Origin of the sequence: Sanguibacteroides justesenii, from assembly GCF_003204205.1 — a bacterium.
Lineage (GTDB): Bacteria > Bacteroidota > Bacteroidia > Bacteroidales > Marinifilaceae > Gabonibacter > Gabonibacter massiliensis.
Map to the genome: position 1 here is coordinate 251,863 of NZ_QJPL01000005.1, position 24,952 is coordinate 276,814.

Genomic DNA, 24,952 nt, shown 5'->3' on the forward strand with positions numbered 1-24,952 from the left:
TTATCCCGCTGCAGGGGTTCCCTGCACTAAAGCGATTACACCCTTTTTATCTTCCCGCATGATACGGCCACCGGCACGTACAAGGAATGAATAAATATCACCGTAATAGGTTGCGTCACCCTCGTTCTCGAACGCTTTCACCTCACCCAGCGCACGGCAGACGCTTTGCTCGTGCCATGCAAGACCGGCGGCGAGGTCGGTGGCTGCACCGGCGGTACTCCATGCTTTGGGAGCTTTGGCCGCAGTGTAAAGGGCTGCCCTGCTACGCATCATGATATTAAAGCTGAACAGCTTACCGAGGATACCGTTCTGCGCATCGGCGGAAGCGAGGAACGCCGTGTTCTCGTTCTCCGTCAGGCTGTTCAACAGTTGGGAGTACATCTGCGCATCCAGCAGCAAATAACGCCCCTCCTGCGGGATATCATCATTATTGAACTTGGTCATCAAGCCCAACACGTCTGCCTTGCAGATACCTTTACGTTTGCCGGTAGCCTTATCCGTGTAGGCATCGATCTCCGTACCGGTAGTTTCAATGCACTGTGCGGCGGCAGGACTCCAGTTGAAAACGAAATCGAGTGCCACATCATCCTGCAGTTTGAGTTTATCCTGACGCAGGACGGACTCCCGTTTGTCATAGCTGAGTTCCACCGTGTCGGCGTTAGGGATAAGTACCGGATCAGTGGTGTATTCATCCAGCGGGAACGTCACATCGATATCCGTTCTTTTGGTTACCGTAGCCGGGAGGCTGGTTCGGTTTTTCTTGGTTCCGGATGCTGCACCGGCATTCGGGATGTGAACAATCTTGCCGTTGTTCACGTACTCATCGGCGTTGAACGCCTTGCTCAGGAAGCTATTGGAGGCAAATAAACCCTCCACGATAGCCGCCATCCAAATTTCTTTCTGAATTGCCATTTCTATTCTTGCTTTAATGGTTAATAATTACAGATTCGGTTCGATACCGAAACGCTCTTTAAACTTGGACTTATACAAGTCCGGAGCGGCATCTTTCAGCTCAACGAGCTTACCGGCTTTATCCAGCTCGTTCCATGATTTGTCTTTCCAATCACCGAGTGTTACACCGGATCCTTTATCCGTGTTGATTTGACCGGCCACGTTTGCACGGCACGGGATAGCTGCCAGCATAGCCTTTGTTCCCTCGAAATCCTTATCGAAAAGGTTCAGCAGGTTCTCACGGCCTTTCGCATCATAGCGTCCGTCTTTAATGGCCGCATCGGTCAGGGAAATCGCCTCCCGCTTTTGGGATTCCTTTTTGGCCTCGTTCATTTTATCCACTGCGGCGGCCAGCGTCTTGTTTTCTTTTTCCAAGCGGTCGGCATTGGCAATGATTCCCTGAATGGCGGTTACGATTTCCGCCTCGCTTGCAGAGTCCTGCAGCTTCAATACTCCTGTAAGTACGCTCATTTTTAATTGTTTTTTGGGGTTATTACTGTGATCTATCAACCGGATAAGATTACCCTTATCATTCAGGTCGATAATCTGTTTGCTCTCTCTGTCATAGAATACCAGCGCATTGTGATTGGCTCCGATTGTAACGACACTGCCCTCACGAACCGTCCATCTTGTAACGGTAGGGAGCATTTGTCCGGGGAGCATCAGGTCATAGGCATCGCTTTTCTCCTCCGGAGGCCACGCACCGATAGAGGCCATACGGATAAAGTCATTCTCAACTTTACGCTTTACCTCTGCGGCACGGGCATCTCCCTCATCGAACACGGCATCGGCTAAAATCTTACCTCCCTCAACACGTATATTTTCCCACCGGCCAATCGGCAGGGAGTAATCATCGTGATTCAGAAGCATCACGGGATTCTTTTTAAACTCCTCCAAATTGGCTCCGCTGGTGAGCATCCTAAACCCGTAGGTGTTCACCGACTCATCATGTAATACAAAGGTTAATTTGCCCATTTCGCTCGTTTGATTTTGTGACAAAATTCAGGGTAAAAAACGGGCTGTACAAATCGGCCTGTAACCGTTTCAACTTAAACCGCAGCCATTTCAGTTTAAACGTAAACCATTACAAACCAATTATTTTCACTCACCGCAAGGCTTTACCTTTGGGCTATAAAATGATATAGCTATGGCGGAAGAATTGAAAGCAAATCAACGGAAAGAATGGGCGAAATTGATGTATCTAAAAGAGAACATCACCCAGCAGGAAATTGCCGACCGGGTGGGTGTTTCCCGTGTCACGGTGAACAAATGGGTTAAGGAATGGGAGGGCTTAAAGCTCAACCTCCTGCAGACACGGGAGGAACGGATCAGCTCCACGCTCACGCAGCTGGACGAACTCGACCGCTCCATCGCAGGCAAAGAGGAGGGAAAACGGTATCCCTCAGCGGCGGAGGCCGATATACGGCGCAAACTGACGGCTGACCTTGAGGCGTTGGAGCAGGATGCCTCCATCAGGGACATATACAATGTTTCCCGTGGGCTGCTCGATTGGCTCCGACAGCAGGATCTCGAAAGGGCAAAGGAGCTGAGTGATTATTTCGATGCGTATATAAAGGAGAAAATGAAATGGGTAAAATAGATGATATTCAAGCATACAAGGAGTGGACTGAATACCACCGTTCACTCAAAAGGGACAAAGCCGCCGACAACCTCTCGCCGGTGGAACGAAAAAAGAAGCTGGAAAAGCTGGAGGCGAACGTCATCGAGTGGATCCTGTTCTTTTTCTCAGAATTCGCAAAGTACCCCTTTACCAAATTCCATAAAAAGGCCATCAAACGCATCACCACGAATATGGAATGGTACGAGGTTCTATCGTGGTCACGTGAGCTGGCAAAATCCACCATCGTGTTCATGTGCATGATGTACCTCGTGCTGACCGGAAAGAAAAAGAACGTGCTACTCATCTCAAACAGTCACGAGAACGCCGTCCGGCTTTTGGAACCTTATAAAAAAGCCTTTGAGAGCAATTCCATGCTAAAGGCATATTATGGTGATTTGAGGGAGTTCGGGAGCTGGACGGCGGACGAATTCACGCTCACTACCGGGGCAACGTTCCGGGCTATCGGTGCGCTGGAGTCACCCCGTGGTACGAGAAAGGACGCTGTACGTCCGGACACGGCTCTCGTGGATGACTTCGATACGGATGCAGACTGCAGGAACCCGGACATCCTGAAAAAGAAATGGGAATGGTTCGAGGAGGCTCTGTTTCCAACCCGATCCATCAGCGAGGATTTGCTGGTGATATTCTGCGGAAACCTGATCGCTCTCGACTGCTGCGTGAAACGTGCCGGTGATAAAGCTGACCATTGGGATATCGTGAACATCCGGGACAAGGATGGCAAATCCAGCTGGCCGGAAAAGAACACGGAGGAACGCATTAACCGCATTCAGTCCAAAATCAGCACAAAGGCGTTCCAGCAAGAATACATGAACAACCCGCTCTCCGAGGGTGACACGTTCAAAGAAATGGTATGGGGCAAATGCCCGCCACTCTCAAAGCTGCAGTTTGCCGTTGTTTACGGGGATCCGGCTCCGTCCAACTCAAAGAATAAGGCCACCTCTTTCAAAGCCTGTTTCCTTATCGGGTATTATGACGGTAAATTCTACGTTTACACCGGTTATCTTGACCATGTGGTAAACGAGGAGTACGTGAACTGGTATTATTATCTTCGGGATTACGTGGGGCAAAAAACGCAGGTATATAATTACATCGAAAATAACAAGCTGCAGGATCCTTTCTATGAACAGGTGTTCGTTCCGCTATTTAGCGAGAAAGGAAAACAACTCGGATTTATCGGGATCATACCGGATACCCGGAAGAAACCGGAAAAGTTTGACCGTATCGAGGGAAACCTTGAGCCGATCAACCGGCGAGGACAACTCATCCTCAACATTGACGAAAAGGATAATCCGCACATGAAAAGGCTGGAGGAGCAGTTCCTGCTCATCAACCGAGCTATGAAATCACCCGCTGACGGCGTGGACTGCATCGAGGGTGGCGTGTGGATCATCAACCAAAAGATAAGCACGCTCTCGGCTGGATCCTACACCGTGGGCGCACGTGTAACCAATAAAAAGAGATTTTAATCATGGCATTTATCACACCCAAAGAATTGGAAACGCACCTCTATAAAGAGAATATAGAGGCTATCAGCAGGGAGGATGAAACAATCCTCACGGCAGCCATAGACGCTGCCCTGCAGGAAGCATACGGATATCTTGGTGCGTATGACCGCAAAAAGATTTTCGAGGCCACAGGGAGCCAAAGAAACGCCCTCCTACTCATTTTTGTAAAGGACATAGCCGTGTGGCATTTCGTGAACCTATGCAATGCCGGTACTGACCTGCAGCTCCGGCAGGATAGGTACGAGCGTGCCGTGGCATGGCTCCGGCAAGTGCAGAAATCAGACATTAAGCCTAACCTCCCCATTATAGACGAGGACGGTGACGGGAAACCGGATACTGCAGGTGAATATATCTACGGGAGCAATCCCAAGCGTAATCAACATTTTTAATATATGACTATGGCGAACAAGAAAAAAAAGACGGCCACGACAAATGCCGGGGCAAAATCAAAGGAGCAGCTGGTCATCCATCAGATCGTAGTCAAGGCTCCCCAGCGGAAAGTGTATGACGTGGGGAATTGGCGGACGGCTCTCTCCTCTGCAGACAATGGACGAACAAAGCAGCTGTATGACCTGCTCGATGATATCATGATTGACGGCGTTTTGAGCGATGCCGTTCAAAAGCGCATCGATGCGGTCACGAACTCGGAGCTTACTTTCCAAAATGCGGCTGGGGAGGAAGTGGAGGAGATCGCAGACCTGATGGACACCACCGCATGGGAGGATCTGCTGACTGAAATCCTGAAAAAGAAAATATACGGGCGTTCAGGCATTGAAATGACCTTTAATGACGGTTTCAACGTGGAACCGATTCCGGCAAAGCATATCAACCTGAAAAACCGCACAATCCTCCGGCAGGACACGGACGAAATAGGCATACCATACGAGGGAGATTCACAGCTGCTCATTCTCGGCAAAGACCGGGATTTCGGTTTGTTACTCAAGGCGGCTCCCTATGCCATCTACAAACGTGGAGGCTTTGGGGATTGGTCACAATGGATCGAGCTTTTCGGGATGCCCCAGCGCATCGGTAAATACAACACGTATGATCCGGAGAGCCGCAAGCTGCTGGAGGAGGCTTTCGATAAAGCCGGATCCGCACCGTATGTGGTCATCCCAAAAGAGGCGGATGTGGAAACCAAAGAGGGCGGAACGGGTTCAGGATCCTCGTACAACGAATTCCGGCAGGCCAACAACGAGGAGATGCTGATCACTATCCTCGGACAAACCATGACCACCGTACAGGGAGAGAAAGGCGCACGTTCATTGGGTGAGGTTCACAAGGAGGTAGAGGAGGGAAAGAATAAATCTGACCTCCGGTACGTGCAGCGTGTCCTCAACCAAAAGGTACTCCCCATGCTGGAGGCGAGAGGGTATCCCGTTGCTGGCGGAAAGTTCATTTTCCCCAAAGCGGCGGAGCAGCTCTCCGTTGCCGAGGTGGTGCAGCTCTCCGACATCATGGATATCCCGCAGAGCTACCTGCATGAAAAATATTCGATTCCCGTGCCTAAAGATGGGGAGCCGGTCGCAAAACGTGCCTCCTCTCAGGCCGCTCAGTTCGATATAGGAGAGGATTCGGAGGAGGATACAATCAGTAATGCAGACCGTAATTTCTTTATGCGCTTATGGGATTTTTTCGTGCAAGCCCCGCAGGTCGGGGCATCCATTGGAAAAGCCCCCATCAGGCTGAATGATAACGCTCCGATGTCGGAAAAGCTGGCCGCAAGGATTGCAAACGGCGAAACCGGGAAGTTCGATGCGGAGTTGTTCTCCTTTATTGCTACCGACTTTTTGAGCGGTGTTCAAAGTGCGTTCAAACGTTCAATGAACCATGCGGATGTAAGATTCGCATACGGCCTGCAGGATGACGCTTTTATCACCGCTTTGGAGATGAACCTGTTTCATTTCTCCGCCGGTAAGACGCTGGCGGAAATTCAGGAGCTGAACAAGGCGTTCAGGGAGAGCGGTAATTTTCAGGAGTTCTCCAAAAAAGCAGAGCAGATATGTGGCACGTTCAATAAAACGTGGCAAAAGACGGAATACGAAACGGCGGTACTAACGGCGGAGTCCGCCAGCAATTACCACCGGCTCATGGGAAAAACGAAAATGTTCCCTTATTGGAAATATGTCACTGCCGGGGATGAAAAGGTAAGGGAGGAACACCGGAAGCTGGACGGGGTGATATTACCGGCCAACGATCCACGATGGAAAAAGATATTCCCGCCTAATGGATGGAAATGCCGTTGCCGGGTGGTTCCGCTCATGAAACACGAGGTAGAGGGTATAGACATCAACGCCATGCGTGCCATTGTCGATGAATACCTCGGTACGGGTGAATGGAAAATGAACGAGGCTCAGGGATGGGATTCCAACCGGGGAGAAACGGCTGAGGTGTTTTCCAAGAACCAGCATTATATCCGAAAGTTCCCCGATAAGGCCGCCTCCCTGCTGGGTGACTTGCATTATAATGACTATGGACTGGATTCCTTTGGAAAGAAAGCGGCTGCAGCAACCGAAAAAGCACCGGTGTTCACCGGGGATCCGAACGAATGGAGGAATTCGCATCAGGTGATGGATGACTATAAAGGCCGAAAGGTACAACTCACGGAGGAGGTGTTCAAACGTCACACCACAAAGAAATACGAGGAGGCTCGTGTCCCGCTCGTGGAGTGTATCCCGGACGTGCTTAAAAACCCGGACGAGGTATGGATAAACGACTATCAGAAAAAGTTCGATAACCTGAACTTTATCAAGTTCTACGAGGATAAGGTGATAAACGTGGTTTGCGAGGTCAGGAACGGGAAGCTCTATCAGGTCACGACATGGTTCGAGATAGAGCGGAACGCCAATATCAAGGTGAAAGGACGCAGGAGCAGAAAGATAGATCCACGCTGGAGGTATCGCCGTGGGCTGCTTATCAAAAAGTAAAAGGAGGCTCTGAGAACCTCCTTTTATCTACGGATTGACATCCCGCTCCGCCGTATAAAGCCCGGACTTTTTGATGCCCCCGTCATCCGTCAGGTGTTGGCACATTCGATTCATCCCCGGAGCGATATGCTTACGGGAGCAAATATACAAAATTATTTTAATATGAATATCAAGGAATTAAATAAATATCTGCAATCGCTCCCGGAGGAGATAATCTCCGATGCGGCAGAAATCGTGGCGGAAACGGCCACGGAATACTATAAATCGACTTTCAAGAAGAAAGCCTTTGACGGGAACCCGTGGACTCCGGCAAAAGTACCGAAAACAACCGGATCGCTGCTGATCGACTCCGGTGCGCTGGTGAATAGTATCAGACCGGCAGTGATAACTCCCCAGCGGGTGGTCATCTCTGCGGGGAATGAAAAGGTGGATTACGCTCAGGCACATAACGAGGGTTTTAAAGGAGTAGTGTCCGTACCGGCTCATACTCGAAAAACCAAACGGAAAGATGTGTCCGTCAAGGCGCACACCCGGAAAACCAATATCCCGAAACGTGAGTTCATGGGAGATTCAGAAGAATTGAACGGGCAGATACACGCACGGATAGAGGGATATATTGACTCACTTAACAATAAATAGCCATGAACAAAGAAATTTTTATCGCCGTTTGTGACCGGCTGAAAACAGAAGTGCCACAGCTCAGGTGGATAGATGCCGAGGAGGGACAACTGAACACGGGAGAACGACCTGCAGTGGCTTTCCCGTGCTGCCTGATAGATATCTCTTACCCGTCTTGTGAAACCCACATGGGTGGCCGTCAGAAGATAAAGGCACAGATACAGGTCAGGGTGGCCTTTCAATCAGGAGGGAGTACAAACGCCGCAGCCCCAAAACTCGTGAGGGAACACGCCCTCCGCTGCATGGACACGCTGGATAAGATACACGAGGCTTTGCAATGGTGGAACGGGGGGAACCTTTTCAACCCGATGCGCCGCCTCCGGGGTGCGCCGGAAAAGAGGGCGGACGGCCTGAAAGTCTATAACGTGATCTACGAAACAGAGTTTATGGATTAGTTCCAGTCAAAGCCGGGAAACATCGCTTTGAGCTTGCGGGCGGATGCTTTGGAACGCAAGAGTTCATTGTAAAAATCATCCTGCTCCACCAGCGTGTTGCTGATGGTTCGTTCCTCGACAAAGAACTCGTTATCGGAAAGGATCCTCAGCACATCATCAAAGCGGCGGCGTTTGATCTCAGTCCAATAGTAATAACGGGCGGTCATGATACGGTTCCGCTTTTCGAGCCGGTCACGGCGGGAGGTGATGGCAGCATCGGAGGAGGCAACCGTGCGTGTTCTGCGGCGGTTACCGGCTTTCTCTATTTCCGGGCAAAAAAAAGGTATCACGAGCTGCTCCTGCATATTCATTGGATTACTTAATGCAAAAGTACATCATTTGCACCATAGTACGAAAAAAAGTCCGCTGAAAATTAGGAATTCAGCGGACTTTTATTATTGATCAGCGGGCTTTTACATGGTAAGTTCGCCCTCTTTGTCATCCTTACCCGGAACGAACGGCTTTATAGTGGTTACCACCGAGCTGGTCACTTTCACCCTGCCGGATCCGAGGCAGGTCGGACACCTGCAGGATCCGGACACCTTTGTCCTGTTCTCATCGCTGTACTCGAATACAACGCCTTTTCCCCCGCAACGCTTGCATACAGCCACACGGGTGGGAATATACCGGGCTTTCGCATTATTCACCTGTTCCATCTGATTCCTCCTTTATTACGGTTAATTCTTCACTTGATTTCGGGTGATACATGAAATCGGTTTTGAGCTTTTTGAAAACCGTAAGTTCCACCTGAAAATTCTCAAATTCCTTGTTCCGGCTGGAAAGCTGGCGTTTGATGAACTCGGTAACGTCACGTTTCATTTCAGGAACTGACATCTCGCCACCCGTTTCCGGGACGTACAACCCCTCAAGCCGGAGCTTGCGGTAACCTCTGCGATGGATTTGGAATTGAACTTTGTATATCATGACCACCCCTCCTTATGCCTCTGTCATACCGAGGGGAATGGTCACCCACATACCGTCCTCGTTCTTCATTTCCGCCCTCACGAACTGTTTGCTGATCGCTGGCTGGTATGCCTCCTCAATGATACGCACCCCCTCCATGAAACGCTCGTTGTCGCTTTCCTCGGCAACCTTGCGAAGCTGGACGATGCGGCTGGCTTTTAACGTGCCTTTGGAATCACGAGCCAGCAGTCTCAAGACCATGTTCACGAGTGATTTCGTTTTAGCATTGTCGGCGAGGCTCTCGATGTACTCTTTCACGATGGCGATGCCGTCCTCCACCGTGTCACGGTAACCGTCCGTCACGTACACGCCGAGGGTAATGCGCTTGTTCCCCTCCGAATTGGTAAAGGTATGGCTGCGCTGGTCATCCTTTACGACTTTCAAAACCTCGCATTTCATGTCGAGGATACTCTTAAAGTTCTCCAGCACCGTTTTTTTGGTTTCCTTGATATCCTCACTCAAGGAGAGGAGTACCGGGATTGCGCTGTTCACTTCGTCATCCACCATTTGGCGGTACGTTTCACGTTCGGCTTTCGCCTTTTCCTGTGCCTCTTTTTTGGCCTTTTCCTTACGGAATACCTCGAACTGAGCCTTTTCCTCTGCCGTCATTTCAACGGTCTGCTTTTCTTCAATCTGTGCCATAATATCACATTTTAAATGGTTTATAAATAAGTTAATTGAGTTCTTTCTTTGCTTTCTGCATATCCTTTTGCCGTATGGAACGGATTCGGAGCAACACCGCATCCAAATCATCGGCAGATAACTCCCTGAATTTCTTTCCTGCGATACGAACGCCCAAACAAAAGTTATCCACCGCCGCCCAATTTGCCGTATCAATACCCATCAACTGCATTTGGTGGAGAACGGCGGAACGTTTCTTTTTCAGAACCTCGTAACTGACCGGACGGCTGGATCCGGTCTGCTTCTCCATCTCCCGTATCATCGAGTTATATTCACTCAAAGTCATTTCTCTCAGAGAGTCCGTCCGGCCATTCGTAAAGCTGGATACAAGCTGCAGCTTTAAACCGTCCCTGTCAGAACAGGGTATTTTCGCCAGCAGCGTCCAAAAACGTGAATAACTGTTTGTCTTTGCCATAATCAGTCAAGTTCAGGGGTTTCACTTTCTTTTAAGGATTGCAGGACGTACAATTCGGTAATAGCCGGGTTCGTCCCCAAATTACTTTCGCCGGAGTCATAGGCCAACTCAAATTCACGCTGACAAATGGCTCGCTGTTCCTGCAGCTTGGATGCCGCATACTATTTCATCGCATCGACAATACGTTTCAAATCTTCGTGAGAAAACTTTCTGCCGAGTTCCTCGTTCTTTTTCAGGCTGAATACCTGTCTTAATGCTGATAATGCTTTCATATTTGCACGACTTTTACAGGTTGTTGTACTACTTTTACCATTGCCTCCGGCACGTCCTTGATGATAGCTGCGGCCAGCTCCGGGTTCCGGAGTTCAACCACCGCCCATTCATCTTTCTTGGCCGGGCTGATCAGCAATTTCTCCGGTCGATTAGAGCAAGTCCAATCCATCAGGACTGTACTTAAAGAGGCTACCGGTAAGCCTATTTGATAAAGTTCTTCGTTCATATTCATATACTTTCACGGAATTTTTTAATACACTCAAACAAATAATACGCAATAAGAGGGATGACAGCATTTCCCATATCCTCTATTCTTCTTTTGTCCAATTCACGGGAAAACCCATCATCCATTCGTACATTATCATAGCTTGATTTGCCGTTAAACCGTTCAATTGGAATTGAAATAGGGCTTTGTCTTGGTGTCCTCTCATGTAATATTTCTTGTATTGGGCGGAAGATCTCAAGATGATTTTTGCGTCCGATTTCGATGGCGTAGGCAATACCGTAAATTCGTTCTCTCTTATGATTGAAACCAAATTGTGTAGCCGATAAACATTGCCATTGACAATCATACCCGCTTTTGGTAAGATCGCAAAGGACTTGTTCAAATCCTCGAATAGTGAGCATTGGGCTGTTTTCAAAGACGATGAATTTAGGTCTAATTTGCCCCACAATTCTTTTATATTCTTTCCATAAACCGGAACGTTCTCCATTGATTCCTTTAACTTTTCCATCTTCCCAAAGTTTTTTATTTGAAACATTTGCTATTGATATATCTTGGCAAGGAAATCCTCCGCTAATAATATCCACACAAGGGGGATCAATCATTGCACAAACATCTACAAATTGAACGGCATCGGGAAAATGACATTTAAGGATGTTCCGTTTATGCTCCTCACATTCGCAATTCCAAATTGTTTTTATTCCCGACATTTGGGCTCCAAGGTCAAAACCTCCAACCCCAGAGAACAAACTACCATGTGTCATTGAACTCATACAATAATTATTTTGCAGGTTCCCACTCGATTGTTATCACGGCATCGAGTTTACCGCTACCTTTACAGACCGGGCAATCTATTTTCACCCGTTCCCGTTGTTCCTCTCCCCAAAAGAAACCGTTACCGTGGCAATGGCTACACCGGTGGCCTTTGCTGGAGATACTTTCTTTCCTGTTTCCCTCCCCGATAAACATGGGAGGCGATATCAATATCATTTGGTTGTTTTTGCTCATTTCCATTCGTTTTAAATGTTATCTCCCCAATATCTTACCGCACCCTCGTCCCAAATCGTAAAATGCCCCACGGAGCCGAAAAAACGGCCTTTCGAGAAAGCCCGGAACCCCTCCACGTAAATTTTCAGGGAGGCATCATACATCACTTTCTTTGCGCTCCGGCCATCAGGGTTCCGCCCGTCCGCATGGGAGATAAAGATCAGCAGCTTGTTCCGGTGCGCCTCCTTGAATTTGATGTACTCCTTATAGCTCATTTGGGTGTATTGAAAACTGTCGATGACGTAAAAATCGGGGCTTTTATGTTTATCCATCCTCTCACCAAGTTCGGACATCGGCTCACAGTCGAGCAGCTGGAAACGGCGGTTTACCTCGGCCATATTGAAACGGCGGAGCGTGTTCTGCATGGTAAGGCTCGCACCCTCTTCGAGGCTGTCATAAGCCACCCGCCCGAACTTTGCCAGCTCCTTGCAAAGCTGCATGACAAAGCTGCTTTTCCCGTTACCGCTGTTGCCCCAAATAAACCAAACGCCGATCCGTTCAGGCTCGCCGAAAGCCTCCGCCCATGCGCCTGTCAGCTTGAGCGTTTCTTTCTTCATGCTTACTGCCTCTGTTACCGATAATGCCCGTGCCATAAATCAATACCTGAAATCTGTAAAATGAATAACCACTCCCTCGAAAGTATCAGAGGTCTTAAAGAACCAGCTTACGAAATCATCGAGAGTCATCCCGTCATTGGCTGCCAGCTGCTCCACGTTCAGAAGCTGTTTCCCGTCTATGAAAACGGACGGCTGCTCGATATCGGAGTCCCATGTCATCCTTACCTGCTGGATACCGATTTTTCTCAGCCTTTTCACCTCCAGCTGCGGGGTGTGATAAGGGCGGCCAATCCACCGGCGGATAGATAGCTCCGCATTGCGGGAATTGATCTGTTTCATGTTGTACTCCCATTTGCCCGGATCCTCACGGAACGTGTGGATCTTGGTTCCTTTAATCACTTTCTCAGGAAAGCCGGTGAGCTGGCCTCCTTTAAGATGGCCTGCCGGGAACCGGCTTGCGAGTGGTAAAACAATTTGTTTCATATACTTTTTGAATTACGTTCAAACGCCGTTCAACCGGCATTTGAACAGGGTTCTATACTATTTCGCTGCCGCCACTTTTTTCTCCCGGTGAATGGCATCTTTCACGCATCGCAAATCAAACTCCGATTTCTCCGTCACATCGATCACGTTTGCAATAAGTTTTTTATCCATCAATCCGTTGGCTTGGCAAATGGCAAATACATCATTACAGGAGGTTGGTTCCAGCTTAAAGAACTTACGCCCAATGCGGGAATAAATCTCGTTATAGCCTTTCCGGTTGTGGTTCAAACCGCAGTCAATACGATGCTGGATGTAATCGGTGGATAAGAAAGTAATCCCGCATTTACCCTCCAACCGATTATACAGGTTGATAAAGTAGTGGAACACGTTATCGTTCAACTTGTCACCCTCATCGAACACCAAAAGCGGATTTTCCATCTGTATGATGCTCTCGATGGCCAAGTCCAATATTTCACGGATACGCATCCCGCAAGTCTTAAAACCGAGTTTACGGGCGATCTCCCGAACAAAATCACCTTTCCGCATATCCTCATCACAAAGGATGACGAACACCTCATGATTCTTTTGAGCGTACATGGTGGCTGTCGTTGTTTTGCCACATCCCGCACCACCCACGATCCAGCGGACTTTTTTAAACTCCTGCGCATCGCTCAGGGCATACCATATTTCCTGAAAGGAGTTCGTTTCCACGAGCTGCCATCCGGTGGCTGCAGCTGCCGGAGTAATTTGAGCGATGATATTGCGGAACATATCATCACTGATACTCTCATACTTGCCGTTAATCACGGCACTCAGTGTCCCTGCAGACACGCCGTTCAAACTTGCCGCAGCCTTTTTTTGGCTGGAATACTTCGCTGCATATACCCGGAGAGCCTCACGGATATCATCTTTCTCTTTCTGTGTCATTGTACTGTTCATTTTATATTAGAATTATAATTTTCCTGCTACTTTCTTTTCATTCAGGCGGATATCACCATTCAGCTGGTCAAACGTGATGTTGCTTATTAGCTTTGTCACCTTACCGGCGGAGAGCTGTTCCGGATCCTGACTGTACCGGCGGACTCGGCGTTCAATTTCACGCTCCGTTTCGCTCTTTGCACCTTTCAATTTCGGACGTTTGAGTCCCTGTTGTTCCATACTCACGCCATGCGCCTGCTCGATGATACGTGCATCAACCTGACGCTCGATGCGATCCTCCGTGTTCGCCTCTATATTCCGGCGGATAAAGGACATTTCACCCTCGGTCTGTTCCTGAATATTCCGGTGGATAACGATATAAGGCTCTGCAGTCCGTACAAATCGCAGCTCTCCTGCTTTATCTTTCTTGTATAGCCGTACCGAGGTATGATCATAAGGATCATACATGGTGTAGAACTTTTGCCCTCTATTTTTTCTTAGGAATTCGTGATCAGGCACACCCGGAACCTCGTAAACCTCGTATGTAAACTCACGTTTTTTAATGGTTATTTTCAGACCGTTATCTGTATAAGTGGAGGGCTTATCAGTCATCACCCAAAACATCTCGATCATGTCGAGAACGCCCACTGTCGGGGTATCAGGATTCACGCTGTTTCGGTACATCTCGATGCGGTTCATCCCGGTAGCAAAATGCTTGCTTTCGTTCCATTCTTTCCGGGCGGCAGCGTATGCTGCTTTCAGTTCGGCCAAAGTGTAAAGTTTATCCTTGTTTGCCTCGATACGCTCTAAATTCGGGCGGCTCGTGTCCTTTTTGGTGGTGATATTTTGACCGGTGAACCTCCAATCCTTATGCAAAACCTCAGCCTGAAAACGTCCGAAAACGCTCTCTATCGTTTTGGATTGCCCGCTGTATGGAGCCGTGGTTCTATGAACATGGCCGACAATCTTATCAAAGAAATGGCTATTCTGCAGTTTCTTGTGGCCTCCCTGATTATCATGCACCAGCTCGTAAGGCTTATGACCTGATACCTGAATGGCCATGCGGTAGGCATTATATTGCGCCTCGTAGTCCTCGCTGTCTGAAATGTGGTATCCCAAAAATACCTCCGAATAAGCATCGATGACCTCGTAAACCTGAGTGGTACGAACCACCAGCTTACCGTCCTTGTCATAGTCTTTATAGTACAAATTGATTTTCGTACCGTCACCATACCACAAGGAGTCACGCATCGAGGGAAGCTCGGTTTTATTCTTGCGGCTGTAACGCTGGTGGGCTTTCAGCTCCCCGTGAACGGCATCGTACCACAACGGTTCGATGTCAGGACGGTTCAGGAACCCACGGAGGCTCTGAATGCTCCGGAGCTGCTTCCAGCCTTTCTCTTCTGCAATCCGGTTGAATTCCACGAATATTTGAGCATCAGTATAAACGGGAACGCTACTCCGCTTTAACGCTATAATCATGTTACCGGCTTCCTCGGTTATTTTCAGGGTATTGTCATTCCCCATTTTCTTGCTGATCAGGCAGGAGTAACCCTCTTTCTTGTATTGGTTTATCTTGTCTTTCAGCCGGGCGGCGTTTTCAGGCAGTGTGTGGCCATAAGAATCACGGAGGCGGTCTGCCGTTCCGATAATCGTTTCCCATACTTTCTTTGTACTTCCACCCAAAGCCTTGCGATAGCCCTCCCGGTCATTCAGGATCGATATCAACTCGTTCAGTACCGAGGCGTTTATGGTGTATTCCTCTTTTTTCCTTTCGGTAAGGCTCACCATCTCGCCGGCCTTGTCATACCGGTAATCCTCAAAGAATGTTCGGGTGGCATCATCTATTTTAAGCCTGTCTTTCATGCACTGCTCTTTGATTAGCTCCACCGGATCACCATACTTTTGCTCAAAGCGGATCCGGTAACGTTCAGGTAGGGAGGAATAGACATATAAAGCGATGTTTCCTTCACCGCCTCCACGAGAAATAACATCAACACGTTTCCTGTATTGCAAGGACTTCAATGTTCCGGGTTTTATTACCGGATCATTTCCTGATGTTAATTCATCGTAAGTTGCACATACTGTTTTTCCAAAATACTCCATACCTTTTTAAACTTTGTCCCCGGAGGCGGAGTCGAACCACCTCAAAAGACCGTCCGGGATTTTTCTTACCTTTGCAAAATCAAATCGTTATCATCATGGAAACATCATTTTGTATCACTTTTTACATTGATCAGGAGATTGCCCAGCCTGACAACGTTCGCACAGCGTTTGCAAATCAGCTAAGGAGATTGAACCTGAGATACAGAAGTAAGCCTTATTATCCCGAATCCGGATGGTTAACCCCCGCGTTTGGAGTTCCGGTGGAGTTGAGTTTCTATACGTCAATTCCAAAAGGCCGGCCAAGCGGAAGTAAGGCTCTTCATCAAGTTCTAAAAAACGCCGTGAACGAGATTGAGAGGGAGCATAAGGAGGTTGTAAAGACAGCCATAGAGAGGGCGTGTCATCCATCTCGTTGACGATTTCGGGGCATCTTGCGGAGTACAAGGTTCTTTCCGCATCAAGCAGATCTTCAAACGATTTTCTGATAGTGTCATCTTCTTTAACGTGAAATACTCTTTTCATGATTAATCCTCCTTTATATTTAATGGTACTTTTTTAATCAGGCGGGCGGCATTGGCAAAATTCAAGACTACCACTATAATAGCCCATATCGGACTATCATCAGTTATACATAAAAAGCATAAACTTAGGCAGAAATACCACACGTAAAACTTTTGCCTCGCAGTCAAAGAGAAATACTCCCTGAACTCATCTCCAAAGAGAAGTAACAACACCTCTTTCATACCGCCTCCTTTTGATCTCCGATTTCAACACCTCCACGTTCAAGGGCTACCTTACGGATAAGCCTCGCCTTGCTGCTGTTACTGCGATAAACCAGTGCCTCCCAAACGGCTTTGCTCGTGACTTTAAAATCCTTTGAGATTTTCTTGATCTCACCACGATCTACTACTATTCGCTTTCTCATATCACATTGTTTTTAAAAGTTATTCATTGTCATATCAGCCGTTTTCACTACCTTTACAGCCGGTAATATTAATACGGTGATGCAAATATATAGGATAATTATCACAATATAAAGCAAAATCGTGATTATTTTCACAGAAAGAATAAAATTATGATTGAACGAATTAGCCAATTTATACAAAATCAAGGGATTAGCGTTAGATCTTTTGAACAGTCAATATCTGCGAGCGATGGCATGATTAGGCGAGCCATAAATAATAAAACAGATATTCAAAGCAAATGGCTTTCCGTTATTGCGGATAATTATCCTCACCTCAATTTAGAATGGCTAATAACAGGGCGAGGCTCTATGCTAAAGGAAACCCCACAGCCGCTATCACTCCCGACTATTAATTATGAATATAAGGGAGCACCTTACTACAATGTAGATTTTATCGGTGGATTTGATCTCGTTTTAAATGATCAAACAATTAATCCGGATTACTATATAAATTTTGAGCCTTACAATAAACCCGGTGTTGTGTGGTGTAATATTACAGGTCATTCTATGGAACCCGAATTAAGCAACGGAGACTATATCGCCCTCAAAGAAATGACCGATCCCGTCCAATATCTCCCCTATGGAGAAATATATGCCATCGTGACAGAAAGCTATCGGACTGTTAAACGAATAGGAAAAGCAGACCAAAAAGATTTTATTCGCTTAATCCCCACCAATAAAAGCCCGGAATACAGTCCGCAAGACATTCCTATTTCCATGATACAGAAAGTATACGCAGTATTAGGAAGTATGCACAGATTGTTCTAAATAAAAGAGACACACGCACGTTTTCAACACAAATAAAACAGAAATTGCCAGATACCTTTTTATAAATCAGCATATTACTCTATTATATATGCTGATTTGCATTATTCTTTATATGGTATTTTCCCCCCTTGAATAATACATAAAGCCATAAAAACGGGTAGTAAAATGGTAACTTGTATAATTCAACCCATCTTAATTTTGCTTAAATTGCATATCCAAACGCATACCCAATCAACACATTTCGTTTTTTTCTTGACAAATTTGCATACCCAAACGCATATCCTACTGCATATCCAATCCTCAAAAAACGAAATATTCCCGTTAAAATCGCCACTCTCCTCCCCCATCCCTATTTTCGCTATTTTGAGCACTAAATTTCAACTATTCAAAAGTAGGAAGCCAATCTATCTATAAAGCACAAAAAGGGCTGCAAAACGCCTAAATAAAGCATTTCGCAGCCCATGTACCGCATTTCTCCTACCCTACTCTACTCCGTTTATCACATCTCCATTGCCATGTAAAGTTGACGGGCGTTCAAACCGTTCAAAGTAAAGTCCAAAGTAAAGCCAAAGTAAAGCAGAGTAAACTTTTCGTTTTTTCTCTCTCCCCTCTCCTATTCGTACATAACTATTTGTATATCAAAACTATTACCGTTTATGCGGAATAACTCAATTTATCGCATTTCGTTTTATCCCCCTTAGATGGAAAACTGGAATTCCATTGGTAAATATTTTGAACCTGCAGGGCTCACCTCTTCCAACACGGCAGCCTCTCTCTTCTCCATCATGGGCATTCCCGTGGAGCCTTACCCCGTCTCAAAAGCTGAAGACGGAGCCGCAAAGGTCATAACCAGAAAAACCGTTAGCGAAACGTCTCCAAGCGGTATGGTTCCTGCCATGACAGCCGGAACGTTGTTCAACGGTGAATTCAAACTCAACATTTTAGATCAACTGAAAAGCACCAAATTCGGTGTTCCTTACCGGAAAAAACCGGTATCCCTGAAAGTTTCTTATAAATACACCCCGGGAGCACTTTATTATAAAACGGAAAAAGTATCGAACGGAAACTCCACGATCAATACGGCCGTAGAGATGCCGAATGCAAAAGATACTTGTTCCATCAACGCTTACCTGTATGAAGTAAGCTCTTACGATGAAACCTTAGACGGAAGCAATATAAATACTTCCCCTTCCGTAATCATGAAAGCAAGCCTTATCGACGGGAACTCGACAAGCAGCTATACCGAACGAACCATCAATTTCACGGAAACGGGTAACGGAACATTCGATCCCTCGAAAAAATACAAATTAGCTATCGTTTGTACCCCCAGTAAAGACGGGGATCAATTCATGGGAGCCGAAAGTACGCTATGGATCAAACACATGGAAATAATTTCCGAATAAAAAGAGAGGCGGCCCTAAAGGCCGCCTCCTTGCTACCACCAACCTACTGAAGTGATGAGATATCGAACTCACCGCATTGTTTCATCGCTTCTTTCAATATATCGTATTTCTTTTTCATCAGGGGATATGCTTCAAAAATGGCATCTCGTTCCGTTTTCGTTACCCTGAAAACGAACTCCAACCATTGAGAAATATCGATATCTTTCGATGGTGCCTGAATCCACCAACCTCCCCAATCCGGATCCGGATCAAAATTCGTCATCCCCGGATCATAGGAGACAAATCCCATTTCATGCCAGTCGACATCATCCGGGGTTTCCACATCCCAGTCCCAATCGGATTGCTTATAATACTCTTCACTCACTTCATAAAACTCCTCCGGAATCTGAAATACACCTTTGATGGCCAGTAAATAATCCTTCCAGAATTTACCGTTCACCTCTCCTCGAATTTCCCGGATATCGGCATCCGTGTAACTGTCCATCTCCGGACGAATACCGGCAATCGCCACATAGTTCGTGCTTACGAAAGCATGATAACTGGGAGTCTGATCCTCCATCCCCAAAAAGAAAATGGAGTCGGCCATGATCACGGAATAAGGCAGGTATTCCTTTAAGAAACCCTCGGTATAAACATCGACAAACACGTCTTTTACCAAAGACAACCCCTTTTCAAGGAGCTCCTTTTCCTGAAGAGGAGAGACTACTCTGATATTGTTCTTCTTCTTAAAGTTATAACGGTAATCCCGAATATCCGGATCTTTTACTATAATCGTCTGGTAGGTTTTGTAAAATTCATAAATATAATGTTGAACGGGATCCGACGGATCGTCCTCTAAATTATACCAGCTATCTCCTACGGAAGCATGAATCTTATCCTCATCGGAACAAGCATTCAAACAACATACCAATGCACAAAACAGTATTAATTGTATTGTTTTCATCTTCATCTAATTTTTGGTTTTCATCATTTTCTCCGTTGCGGACGGTCTATTTGCTCTATGGAAAGATTCATATCCCGCTCTTTCTGCGGTATCGGCAAGGTATAAGCCGGATCATCTCTTCTCAACACATACTCGGTATAGTTGCTCGGGTTCTCTACCGATGTATATCGATGTACGATCTCAGGACGATCCCAACGACGTAAATCAAACCAACGGAATCCCTCGAAACAGAATTCCATCCGACGTTCCTCCTTCACGTAATTCAAAGCCTGTGCCGTCGTCGTGGCCGAAAGAGTGTAATCCCCTGAAATTCGCTTCTCCCGGATAGCATTTACATCCCGCATGGCATTTTCTATGTTTCCCTTATTGGCATAAGCCTCTGCCCGATTCAGATAAGCCTCCGACAAACGGAAAGCGTAAGCATAAACTCCATCGGAAGAAGCCCCGTAAAATTTCAACGGTTTTTTCTTCGTGTTGTCAAAAAACAAGTTGGTCGTTTTCCGCTTATCGGTAGCCGGATAGAGATTCATCAACTCTCCCGAGGGAATAAAAGAAGCCGCGTAAGAAGAACCATAAAGAAATGCCTGACTCTGGGTCGAGAGATTGCCATAAGTAAACAGTATCTCTCCGTTTTTTATAGACATAAATCTCTGATTCGAATAGCTTCCATTCATATCAAACAATTCGGCATTCGTCGTCATTATGACCGAATCGGCATAAGCAATTGTCCGGTCATAATCCTTCCTGAACAAAGCAATCCGACAAGCCAACAAATAAGAGGTGGATAAATTCGGTCGAAAAATCGTTTTTTCCATTTCAGCCTCTCTAAAAGAAGCAATCGAACGTTTAATATCCGCCTCCATCAAATCATACACCGCTTTAACAGAGGAACGGGATAACAATCTGTCTTCTATGCCTGTCGCGGAGTTGATCGGTACACAAAAATCGATGGCAGCCTGCTCCTCGTTAATATAAGGCTTACCGTACAAATTAGCCAGCATAAAATAGGACCAGGCTCTCAGGAAATAAGCTTCTCCGGCCAGATCGGCTTTCTCCTTCCCGCTACCTTCCATACTATTTAAATTATCAAGAATCACATTTGCCACAAATATCCGATGATAATACTCCCCCCAGGCCTGATCTTCCATCAGCGCATTATTCATTTGCAATTCAGGATATTGTTGCCAGGAATAATAGGACCAGAACCTGGCTCGCTTGTCTTCCCGATCAAGTCTCTTTAAATTAATATACTCTTCCGCATCATCCGTCATCACATCCAAGTAATCACATAGGATAAGCTTATTGTTCAAACCTTCCCCGTATAAAAACTCTTTATAGTTCTGAACGGTTTTGGGAATTAACAAGTCCTGCGAACTTTCATCCAGAAAATCACTACAAGCTCCGAACAATAGGATAGATATAATATACAATAAATTATGTTTTTTCATCACAGGCGATTTTAAAATGAAACATTCAATCTTAACGAGTATCCCCTTTGAGGAGGAACAGTCCCGGATCCCATGGTTACTTGTTCCGGGTCTCGTCCTTTCAGGTCTTTACTCTTCACCACAAAAGGATTCGTCACGTCAAAACTCAGGCTTGCCGAAGAGACGCACACCTTTTTCAGCAACTCTTCGGGAAAATTATAACGCAGCGTCAAAGAACGACATCTCAAAAAGTCTCCCGATACGACTCTCAAATCACTCTTATTATACATATCCCATCGGTTATTGGCTATCGGATACTTTCTTTCATAAGTGGTAAATGCCATATCGTCATCGGACAGAGCCGGAATATTCGTATAATCCTCATCTCCTTTCTGGCGCCAACGATCCACAAATTCGCTCGACATATTCTGTTGAGGGAAAGGCAATGCTTGTCCGGACGACAAATAGAGGTCGTTCAAACGGACCTTATTACCTAAAGCAAAAGAGAAAAGAGCATTCAAACTGAATCGTTTATATCTTAAATCCGTTGAAAAACCTCCGGCAAACGTCGGTTCCCTCCGTCCGGCGTATACAAAAGCAGCAGCATAGGCTTCTTCTTGCGAATTGATCACCTTTTTCCCGGTTTCATCCGATTCCGACTCTCCATAGAACGTAGGAAGCCCTTTATCATTCAACGCCTTAAACCGATAAGCATAAAAACTATTGATCGAACGGCCGTTCCGTACTAAGGTCCCGTTGATATAATCGCTCCAAGATACGGATTCCGCCTCACCCGCGTTAGTAACCTTATTATAATTTTTCGCCGTATTAAAAGAGATTCCCCATGCCCAATCTTTCGTACGAATCGGATTCACGTTTACACTGATCTCCCAACCCGAATTATTTACGTCACCATCATTAATAGCCACATAATTCGCCCCGGTAGAAGGAGCAATTATTTTCTGTACGATCTGGTCTACTCCCTTCTTTTTATACACCTCTACCGTACCGAATACCAATCCTTTAAAGAAAGAGACATCTATACCCAGATTGTAGGATTTAGTCTTTTCCCATTTCAAATTATTATTCGGAAATTTATATAAGGTCGATTCGTATTCCCTGGAAACATCATCCAAAGTTCCCATGCGCACGATCAGGTTCGGCGTCTGATCGGGATGTACATTACCCTGAATACCGTAAGATGCGCGTACGGCAAACTCATCCAACCAATTTATCCCCCTCATGAAATTCTCATTATGCATATTCCACCTCCCGGAAACAGACCATACCGGTAAGAAACGAACACTCTTATCCTGTCCGAACTTATTGGATCCGTCCGTCCGAATATTGAAATTGGCAATATACTTATCGTCATAAGAATAGGTAAACGTACCGTACCAGGATACAATATTAGTCAGATTATCCGTGATCACGTCCGGCGTATTGGTTATATTCTGAGCCAATTTTCTCCATTTTGTCAGATCGACTTGGGCAAACTTTTTCCCACGTTCGGGCAGGTATCCCCATTGGGTAGATTTCAGGGCGTCGTATTTGGAAGAAGAGATCTCACTTCCGACCATCGCCGTTACATTATGTTTTCCGAAATCCTTGTAAAAGGTAAAACTGTTTCTTATGGTATAACGAACGTTACGCGTATCCTCGTTGACAAGCTCTCCTCCCATAGGGATCTCACACCTATCCAGAAAATCGTTCGACGGATCTTTCGGAAGCGGTGTTCCGTAAGGCGTCTGGCGCTTCATCGAAACATAATAAGACTTTTCACCAGCCCAATAGGTCTGGTAATTATTATTCGTGGAAATACCCAGCAAAGAACTAAATTTCAAATACGACAAAATATTCCAATCCACTGTCAGATTCAACCTGACAGCATGATTCTTTACTTTTGTTCCGCTCTCGGACAACTCATTCAAAATATTAAACGGGATCATGTCGGAATAACCTATTCCGTTATCGTAAAAGAACAAATCACCGTTTGCATCATAAAGAGGAATCGCTCTCGACGTCTGCGCCGCGTATTGATACACGTCAATGGAATTATGGGGTCGCTTGGTATTGGTCAAAGCAGCACTCAGGTTCATACCCACTTTGAAACGATCGGTGAAACGGGTATTTACCTTGATCATCGCATTGTAACGATCCACGTCTTCCTTTTTATTCACACTCTGGTCGTCCGCGTATCCCAAAGAAAAGTAATAATCTCCCTTATCGAAAGCACCGGAAACAGAAATCGAATGCTGATGGCTGACCGAAGTACGAAATAAAAGATCATACCAATCCGTGTTCAACTCTTTCAACTCTTTTACCTGTTGCCGAAATTCATCGTAAGAGATCGTCTTGTTCCACAAATCCATCAGTGCTCCTTCATAACCCATATGAGTGGGTTTATAAGAGGTAAATTCCAATCCTTTTTCATGCATCTCTTCCGACATCTCAATCCGCTCTTTGGAATCCATTAAGCGCATAACCTTATAAGAAGGAGGAGTCATGATAGAGATCCCGCCGTAATAATTAATACGTACTTTGCCCTCCCGTCCTTTTTTCGTGGTCACCACGATTACGCCGTTTGCGGCTTTCACTCCATAAATGGCCGTCGCACTCGCATCTTTCAATATATCGATCCGTTCTATATCACTCGGATTCAAACTGGAGATGGCATTCCCGATCAAATTTACCTTGTCCATGCTATTCAACTCTTCTGTAGAAATCTGTACGGGCTCGTCCAAAATAATCCCGTCGACCACCCAAATCGGCTCGCGGTTTCCCGTGATAGAGGATGATCCTCTAATTCGAATTTTCGGTGCAGCTCCCGGAGTCGAGGTCTGGTTCAATACAGTAACACCGGCTAAACGTCCCTGTAACATCTGATCCACAGAAATGGCCCCGCCCATTAATATATTTTCTCCTTTTATAGAAGTCACCGAACTGGACAACCTTCTCTTATCAATTTGTTGGTAACCGGTTACGACCACTTCATCCACCTCCTCCACCGACTCTTTCAAAATTACTTTCATAAAAGCGGTATCGGCTTTTATTTCCCGTTTTTCCATTCCTATAAAAGAGAAAATCAGGAAAATCTCTTTATTGGCCGGAACACTTATTTTAAATTTTCCGTCAATATCCGTTACCGTTCCCACGGTCGTTCCTTTCAATAGAATCGTAACTCCCGGTAACTTCAATCCTCCCTCATCCTGCACGACTCCTTTTATCTCTCTTTTCGCAATGACGGAATCCGTTTTAACACCCCGGTCCGGCAAAATCAAAACATACCCCGTCGTGATCTCGTAACGGTAAGGCAAGATCTTAAACAACTTAGCCAAAGCCGATTCCAAAGACATGTTATTCAGTTCCACGCTTACTGTCCGATCGACATCCACCTCCCGGTTATTATACATAAAATAAACACCGGTCTGTGTTTTGATCTCCCGCAAGACCTCTTTCAAAGCCTTATTTGAGAATTTCGCATTAACCACACGCTGTGCCGAAGTTTCAGCCGCCAGATGCAATGTAAAGACAAACATCAATAGCCACGTTAATTTCATAATTTTCATGATTTTGTTTGCACATTTTCCCCGTGCAAACGTGTACCATCTACTCTTTTTTTTCATAATTTTGTTTTTTACGTT

At 46.1% G+C, this 24,952-nt stretch carries 29 protein-coding genes; 8 read left to right on the forward strand and 21 right to left on the reverse strand.

What is annotated here, in order from left to right; all coding sequences use genetic code 11:
• Window positions 1–912, reverse strand: coding sequence for a hypothetical protein (locus DMB45_RS09850; protein WP_110688734.1), 912 nt, complete (start codon window positions 910–912; stop codon window positions 1–3).
• A 27-nt stretch (window positions 913–939) separates the two neighbouring features.
• Window positions 940–1,926, reverse strand: a complete 987-nt coding sequence (locus DMB45_RS09855; RefSeq protein ID WP_005779444.1) for an HK97 family phage prohead protease — start codon at window positions 1,924–1,926, stop codon at window positions 940–942.
• 172 nt (window positions 1,927–2,098) lie between these two features.
• Between DMB45_RS09855 and DMB45_RS09860 the strand changes: the two genes are divergently transcribed.
• Window positions 2,099–2,551, forward strand: coding sequence for a helix-turn-helix domain-containing protein (locus DMB45_RS09860; protein WP_005779446.1), 453 nt, complete (start codon window positions 2,099–2,101; stop codon window positions 2,549–2,551).
• A 7-nt stretch (window positions 2,552–2,558) separates the two neighbouring features.
• Here DMB45_RS09860 and DMB45_RS14900 read toward each other — a convergent pair whose 3' ends face one another.
• Window positions 2,559–2,831 carry a hypothetical protein gene (locus DMB45_RS14900; protein WP_237143295.1) on the reverse strand — a complete coding sequence of 91 codons (273 nt, stop codon included), beginning with the start codon at window positions 2,829–2,831 and terminating at the stop codon, window positions 2,559–2,561.
• Here DMB45_RS14900 and DMB45_RS09865 point away from each other — a divergent pair.
• The 5 genes from DMB45_RS09865 to DMB45_RS09885 all read left to right on the forward strand — a co-directional run bounded on the left by DMB45_RS09865 (window position 2,824) and on the right by DMB45_RS09885 (window position 8,098).
• Window positions 2,824–4,059, forward strand: coding sequence for a hypothetical protein (locus tag DMB45_RS09865; protein ID WP_227195290.1), 1,236 nt, complete (start codon window positions 2,824–2,826; stop codon window positions 4,057–4,059). The genes DMB45_RS14900 and DMB45_RS09865 overlap by 8 nt on opposite strands.
• Window positions 4,060–4,061: 2 nt before the next feature.
• Complete coding sequence (locus DMB45_RS09870; RefSeq protein ID WP_005779451.1) at window positions 4,062–4,487, forward strand: phage protein Gp36 family protein; 426 nt, start codon at window positions 4,062–4,064, stop codon at window positions 4,485–4,487.
• Between the two features lie 9 nt (window positions 4,488–4,496).
• Complete coding sequence (locus tag DMB45_RS09875) at window positions 4,497–7,025, forward strand: phage portal protein family protein (RefSeq protein ID WP_234222745.1); 2,529 nt, start codon at window positions 4,497–4,499, stop codon at window positions 7,023–7,025.
• A gap of 162 nt (window positions 7,026–7,187) precedes the next feature.
• Window positions 7,188–7,664, forward strand: coding sequence for a phage virion morphogenesis protein (locus tag DMB45_RS09880; RefSeq protein ID WP_009292779.1), 477 nt, complete (start codon window positions 7,188–7,190; stop codon window positions 7,662–7,664).
• Window positions 7,665–7,666: 2 nt separating this feature from the next.
• Window positions 7,667–8,098 (forward strand): hypothetical protein, encoded by a 432-nt coding sequence (locus DMB45_RS09885; protein ID WP_009292780.1) that lies wholly within the window; start codon window positions 7,667–7,669, stop codon window positions 8,096–8,098.
• Here the strand turns inward: DMB45_RS09885 and DMB45_RS09890 are convergent.
• The 15 genes from DMB45_RS09890 to DMB45_RS09965 form a co-directional block, all read right to left on the reverse strand.
• A complete protein-coding gene (locus DMB45_RS09890; RefSeq protein ID WP_009292781.1) occupies window positions 8,095–8,442 on the reverse strand; it encodes a hypothetical protein in 348 nt (115 codons plus the stop codon). The genes DMB45_RS09885 and DMB45_RS09890 overlap by 4 nt on opposite strands.
• 108 nt (window positions 8,443–8,550) lie before the next feature.
• The gene (locus tag DMB45_RS09895; RefSeq protein WP_009292782.1) at window positions 8,551–8,793 is read right to left on the reverse strand and encodes a hypothetical protein; all 243 of its coding nucleotides are present in this window, start codon (window positions 8,791–8,793) and stop codon (window positions 8,551–8,553) included.
• Complete coding sequence (locus DMB45_RS09900; protein WP_009292783.1) at window positions 8,777–9,061, reverse strand: hypothetical protein; 285 nt, start codon at window positions 9,059–9,061, stop codon at window positions 8,777–8,779. The genes DMB45_RS09895 and DMB45_RS09900 overlap by 17 nt, the downstream gene beginning before the upstream one ends.
• A gap of 12 nt (window positions 9,062–9,073) precedes the next feature.
• Window positions 9,074–9,742 carry a DUF3164 family protein gene (locus DMB45_RS09905; protein WP_009292784.1) on the reverse strand — a complete coding sequence of 223 codons (669 nt, stop codon included), beginning with the start codon at window positions 9,740–9,742 and terminating at the stop codon, window positions 9,074–9,076.
• A 31-nt stretch (window positions 9,743–9,773) separates the two neighbouring features.
• Entirely contained in the window at window positions 9,774–10,196 is a 423-nt protein-coding gene (locus DMB45_RS09910; RefSeq protein ID WP_009292785.1) for a hypothetical protein, read from the reverse strand.
• A gap of 268 nt (window positions 10,197–10,464) precedes the next feature.
• Window positions 10,465–10,638 carry a hypothetical protein gene (locus DMB45_RS09920; RefSeq protein WP_237143297.1) on the reverse strand — a complete coding sequence of 58 codons (174 nt, stop codon included), beginning with the start codon at window positions 10,636–10,638 and terminating at the stop codon, window positions 10,465–10,467.
• Window positions 10,639–10,697: 59 nt separating this feature from the next.
• A complete protein-coding gene (locus DMB45_RS09925) occupies window positions 10,698–11,465 on the reverse strand; it encodes a DNA cytosine methyltransferase (protein WP_201797294.1) in 768 nt (255 codons plus the stop codon).
• A 7-nt stretch (window positions 11,466–11,472) separates the two neighbouring features.
• Window positions 11,473–11,700, reverse strand: a complete 228-nt coding sequence (locus tag DMB45_RS09930) for a hypothetical protein (RefSeq protein ID WP_110688762.1) — start codon at window positions 11,698–11,700, stop codon at window positions 11,473–11,475.
• An 11-nt stretch (window positions 11,701–11,711) separates the two neighbouring features.
• A complete protein-coding gene (locus tag DMB45_RS09935; RefSeq protein WP_110688736.1) occupies window positions 11,712–12,332 on the reverse strand; it encodes a GTPase domain-containing protein in 621 nt (206 codons plus the stop codon).
• A gap of 3 nt (window positions 12,333–12,335) precedes the next feature.
• Window positions 12,336–12,635, reverse strand: a complete 300-nt coding sequence (locus tag DMB45_RS09940) for a hypothetical protein (RefSeq protein ID WP_237143298.1) — start codon at window positions 12,633–12,635, stop codon at window positions 12,336–12,338.
• Window positions 12,636–12,836: 201 nt separating this feature from the next.
• Window positions 12,837–13,706, reverse strand: coding sequence for an ATP-binding protein (locus DMB45_RS09945; RefSeq protein WP_032557934.1), 870 nt, complete (start codon window positions 13,704–13,706; stop codon window positions 12,837–12,839).
• Window positions 13,707–13,730: 24 nt separating this feature from the next.
• Window positions 13,731–15,803, reverse strand: coding sequence for a kinase (locus tag DMB45_RS09950; protein WP_110688738.1), 2,073 nt, complete (start codon window positions 15,801–15,803; stop codon window positions 13,731–13,733).
• Window positions 15,804–15,917: 114 nt separating this feature from the next.
• The gene (locus tag DMB45_RS09955) at window positions 15,918–16,211 is read right to left on the reverse strand and encodes a hypothetical protein (RefSeq protein ID WP_237143299.1); all 294 of its coding nucleotides are present in this window, start codon (window positions 16,209–16,211) and stop codon (window positions 15,918–15,920) included.
• Between the two features lie 116 nt (window positions 16,212–16,327).
• On the reverse strand, window positions 16,328–16,546 hold the full coding sequence (locus tag DMB45_RS09960; protein WP_005940390.1) for a hypothetical protein: 219 nt from the start codon (window positions 16,544–16,546) through the stop codon (window positions 16,328–16,330).
• Window positions 16,543–16,728: a hypothetical protein gene (locus DMB45_RS09965; protein WP_005940392.1), complete on the reverse strand. Its 186-nt coding sequence runs from the start codon at window positions 16,726–16,728 to the stop codon at window positions 16,543–16,545. Before DMB45_RS09965 ends, DMB45_RS09960 begins: the two co-directional genes overlap by 4 nt.
• A 150-nt stretch (window positions 16,729–16,878) precedes the next feature.
• Here DMB45_RS09965 and DMB45_RS09970 point away from each other — a divergent pair, with 150 nt between their 5' ends.
• Together DMB45_RS09970 and DMB45_RS09975 are read left to right on the forward strand one after the other, a co-directional pair.
• Window positions 16,879–17,535 (forward strand): S24 family peptidase, encoded by a 657-nt coding sequence (locus DMB45_RS09970; protein ID WP_005940394.1) that lies wholly within the window; start codon window positions 16,879–16,881, stop codon window positions 17,533–17,535.
• Window positions 17,536–18,236: 701 nt separating this feature from the next.
• Window positions 18,237–18,938 carry a PCMD domain-containing protein gene (locus DMB45_RS09975; RefSeq protein WP_110688740.1) on the forward strand — a complete coding sequence of 234 codons (702 nt, stop codon included), beginning with the start codon at window positions 18,237–18,239 and terminating at the stop codon, window positions 18,936–18,938.
• A 43-nt stretch (window positions 18,939–18,981) separates the two neighbouring features.
• On the opposite strand, the gene DMB45_RS09980 is transcribed toward DMB45_RS09975, so the two are convergent.
• The 3 genes from DMB45_RS09980 to DMB45_RS09990 are packed head-to-tail and all read right to left on the reverse strand — an operon-like array spanning window position 18,982 to window position 24,934.
• Complete coding sequence (locus DMB45_RS09980) at window positions 18,982–19,881, reverse strand: hypothetical protein (RefSeq protein WP_052634397.1); 900 nt, start codon at window positions 19,879–19,881, stop codon at window positions 18,982–18,984.
• A 23-nt stretch (window positions 19,882–19,904) separates the two neighbouring features.
• Window positions 19,905–21,329 carry a RagB/SusD family nutrient uptake outer membrane protein gene (locus DMB45_RS09985; RefSeq protein ID WP_110688741.1) on the reverse strand — a complete coding sequence of 475 codons (1,425 nt, stop codon included), beginning with the start codon at window positions 21,327–21,329 and terminating at the stop codon, window positions 19,905–19,907.
• Window positions 21,330–21,340: 11 nt separating this feature from the next.
• Window positions 21,341–24,934 (reverse strand): SusC/RagA family TonB-linked outer membrane protein, encoded by a 3,594-nt coding sequence (locus tag DMB45_RS09990; protein WP_110688742.1) that lies wholly within the window; start codon window positions 24,932–24,934, stop codon window positions 21,341–21,343.
• Window positions 24,935–24,952 lie beyond the last annotated feature (18 nt).

Bases quoted from the DNA above. Each gene is read 5' to 3' on its own strand.
- DMB45_RS09975 (WP_110688740.1), top strand. From the start codon at position 18,237: ATGGAAAACTGGAATTCCATTGGTAAATATTTTGAACCTGCAGGGCTC.
- DMB45_RS09920 (WP_237143297.1), bottom strand. From the start codon at position 10,638: ATGGATTGGACTTGCTCTAATCGACCGGAGAAATTGCTGATCAGCCCG.
- DMB45_RS09965 (WP_005940392.1), bottom strand. From the start codon at position 16,728: ATGAGAAAGCGAATAGTAGTAGATCGTGGTGAGATCAAGAAAATCTCA.
- DMB45_RS09885 (WP_009292780.1), top strand. From the start codon at position 7,667: ATGAACAAAGAAATTTTTATCGCCGTTTGTGACCGGCTGAAAACAGAA.
- DMB45_RS09960 (WP_005940390.1), bottom strand. From the start codon at position 16,546: ATGAAAGAGGTGTTGTTACTTCTCTTTGGAGATGAGTTCAGGGAGTAT.
- DMB45_RS09890 (WP_009292781.1), bottom strand. From the start codon at position 8,442: ATGCAGGAGCAGCTCGTGATACCTTTTTTTTGCCCGGAAATAGAGAAA.
- DMB45_RS09935 (WP_110688736.1), bottom strand. From the start codon at position 12,332: ATGGCACGGGCATTATCGGTAACAGAGGCAGTAAGCATGAAGAAAGAA.
- DMB45_RS09900 (WP_009292783.1), bottom strand. From the start codon at position 9,061: ATGATATACAAAGTTCAATTCCAAATCCATCGCAGAGGTTACCGCAAG.
- DMB45_RS09860 (WP_005779446.1), top strand. From the start codon at position 2,099: ATGGCGGAAGAATTGAAAGCAAATCAACGGAAAGAATGGGCGAAATTG.
- DMB45_RS09895 (WP_009292782.1), bottom strand. From the start codon at position 8,793: ATGGAACAGGTGAATAATGCGAAAGCCCGGTATATTCCCACCCGTGTG.
- DMB45_RS09950 (WP_110688738.1), bottom strand. From the start codon at position 15,803: ATGGAGTATTTTGGAAAAACAGTATGTGCAACTTACGATGAATTAACA.
- DMB45_RS14900 (WP_237143295.1), bottom strand. From the start codon at position 2,831: ATGCACATGAACACGATGGTGGATTTTGCCAGCTCACGTGACCACGAT.
- DMB45_RS09940 (WP_237143298.1), bottom strand. From the start codon at position 12,635: ATGAAACAGATCAATTCCCGCAATGCGGAGCTATCTATCCGCCGGTGG.
- DMB45_RS09905 (WP_009292784.1), bottom strand. From the start codon at position 9,742: ATGGCACAGATTGAAGAAAAGCAGACCGTTGAAATGACGGCAGAGGAA.
- DMB45_RS09945 (WP_032557934.1), bottom strand. From the start codon at position 13,706: ATGACACAGAAAGAGAAAGATGATATCCGTGAGGCTCTCCGGGTATAT.
- DMB45_RS09880 (WP_009292779.1), top strand. From the start codon at position 7,188: ATGAATATCAAGGAATTAAATAAATATCTGCAATCGCTCCCGGAGGAG.
- DMB45_RS09985 (WP_110688741.1), bottom strand. From the start codon at position 21,329: ATGAAAAAACATAATTTATTGTATATTATATCTATCCTATTGTTCGGA.
- DMB45_RS09875 (WP_234222745.1), top strand. From the start codon at position 4,497: ATGGCGAACAAGAAAAAAAAGACGGCCACGACAAATGCCGGGGCAAAA.
- DMB45_RS09990 (WP_110688742.1), bottom strand. From the start codon at position 24,934: ATGAAAAAAAAGAGTAGATGGTACACGTTTGCACGGGGAAAATGTGCA.
- DMB45_RS09855 (WP_005779444.1), bottom strand. From the start codon at position 1,926: ATGGGCAAATTAACCTTTGTATTACATGATGAGTCGGTGAACACCTAC.
- DMB45_RS09955 (WP_237143299.1), bottom strand. From the start codon at position 16,211: ATGGATGACACGCCCTCTCTATGGCTGTCTTTACAACCTCCTTATGCT.
- DMB45_RS09930 (WP_110688762.1), bottom strand. From the start codon at position 11,700: ATGAGCAAAAACAACCAAATGATATTGATATCGCCTCCCATGTTTATC.
- DMB45_RS09910 (WP_009292785.1), bottom strand. From the start codon at position 10,196: ATGGCAAAGACAAACAGTTATTCACGTTTTTGGACGCTGCTGGCGAAA.
- DMB45_RS09970 (WP_005940394.1), top strand. From the start codon at position 16,879: ATGATTGAACGAATTAGCCAATTTATACAAAATCAAGGGATTAGCGTT.
- DMB45_RS09865 (WP_227195290.1), top strand. From the start codon at position 2,824: ATGTGCATGATGTACCTCGTGCTGACCGGAAAGAAAAAGAACGTGCTA.
- DMB45_RS09925 (WP_201797294.1), bottom strand. From the start codon at position 11,465: ATGAGTTCAATGACACATGGTAGTTTGTTCTCTGGGGTTGGAGGTTTT.
- DMB45_RS09980 (WP_052634397.1), bottom strand. From the start codon at position 19,881: ATGAAAACAATACAATTAATACTGTTTTGTGCATTGGTATGTTGTTTG.
- DMB45_RS09870 (WP_005779451.1), top strand. From the start codon at position 4,062: ATGGCATTTATCACACCCAAAGAATTGGAAACGCACCTCTATAAAGAG.
- DMB45_RS09850 (WP_110688734.1), bottom strand. From the start codon at position 912: ATGGCAATTCAGAAAGAAATTTGGATGGCGGCTATCGTGGAGGGTTTA.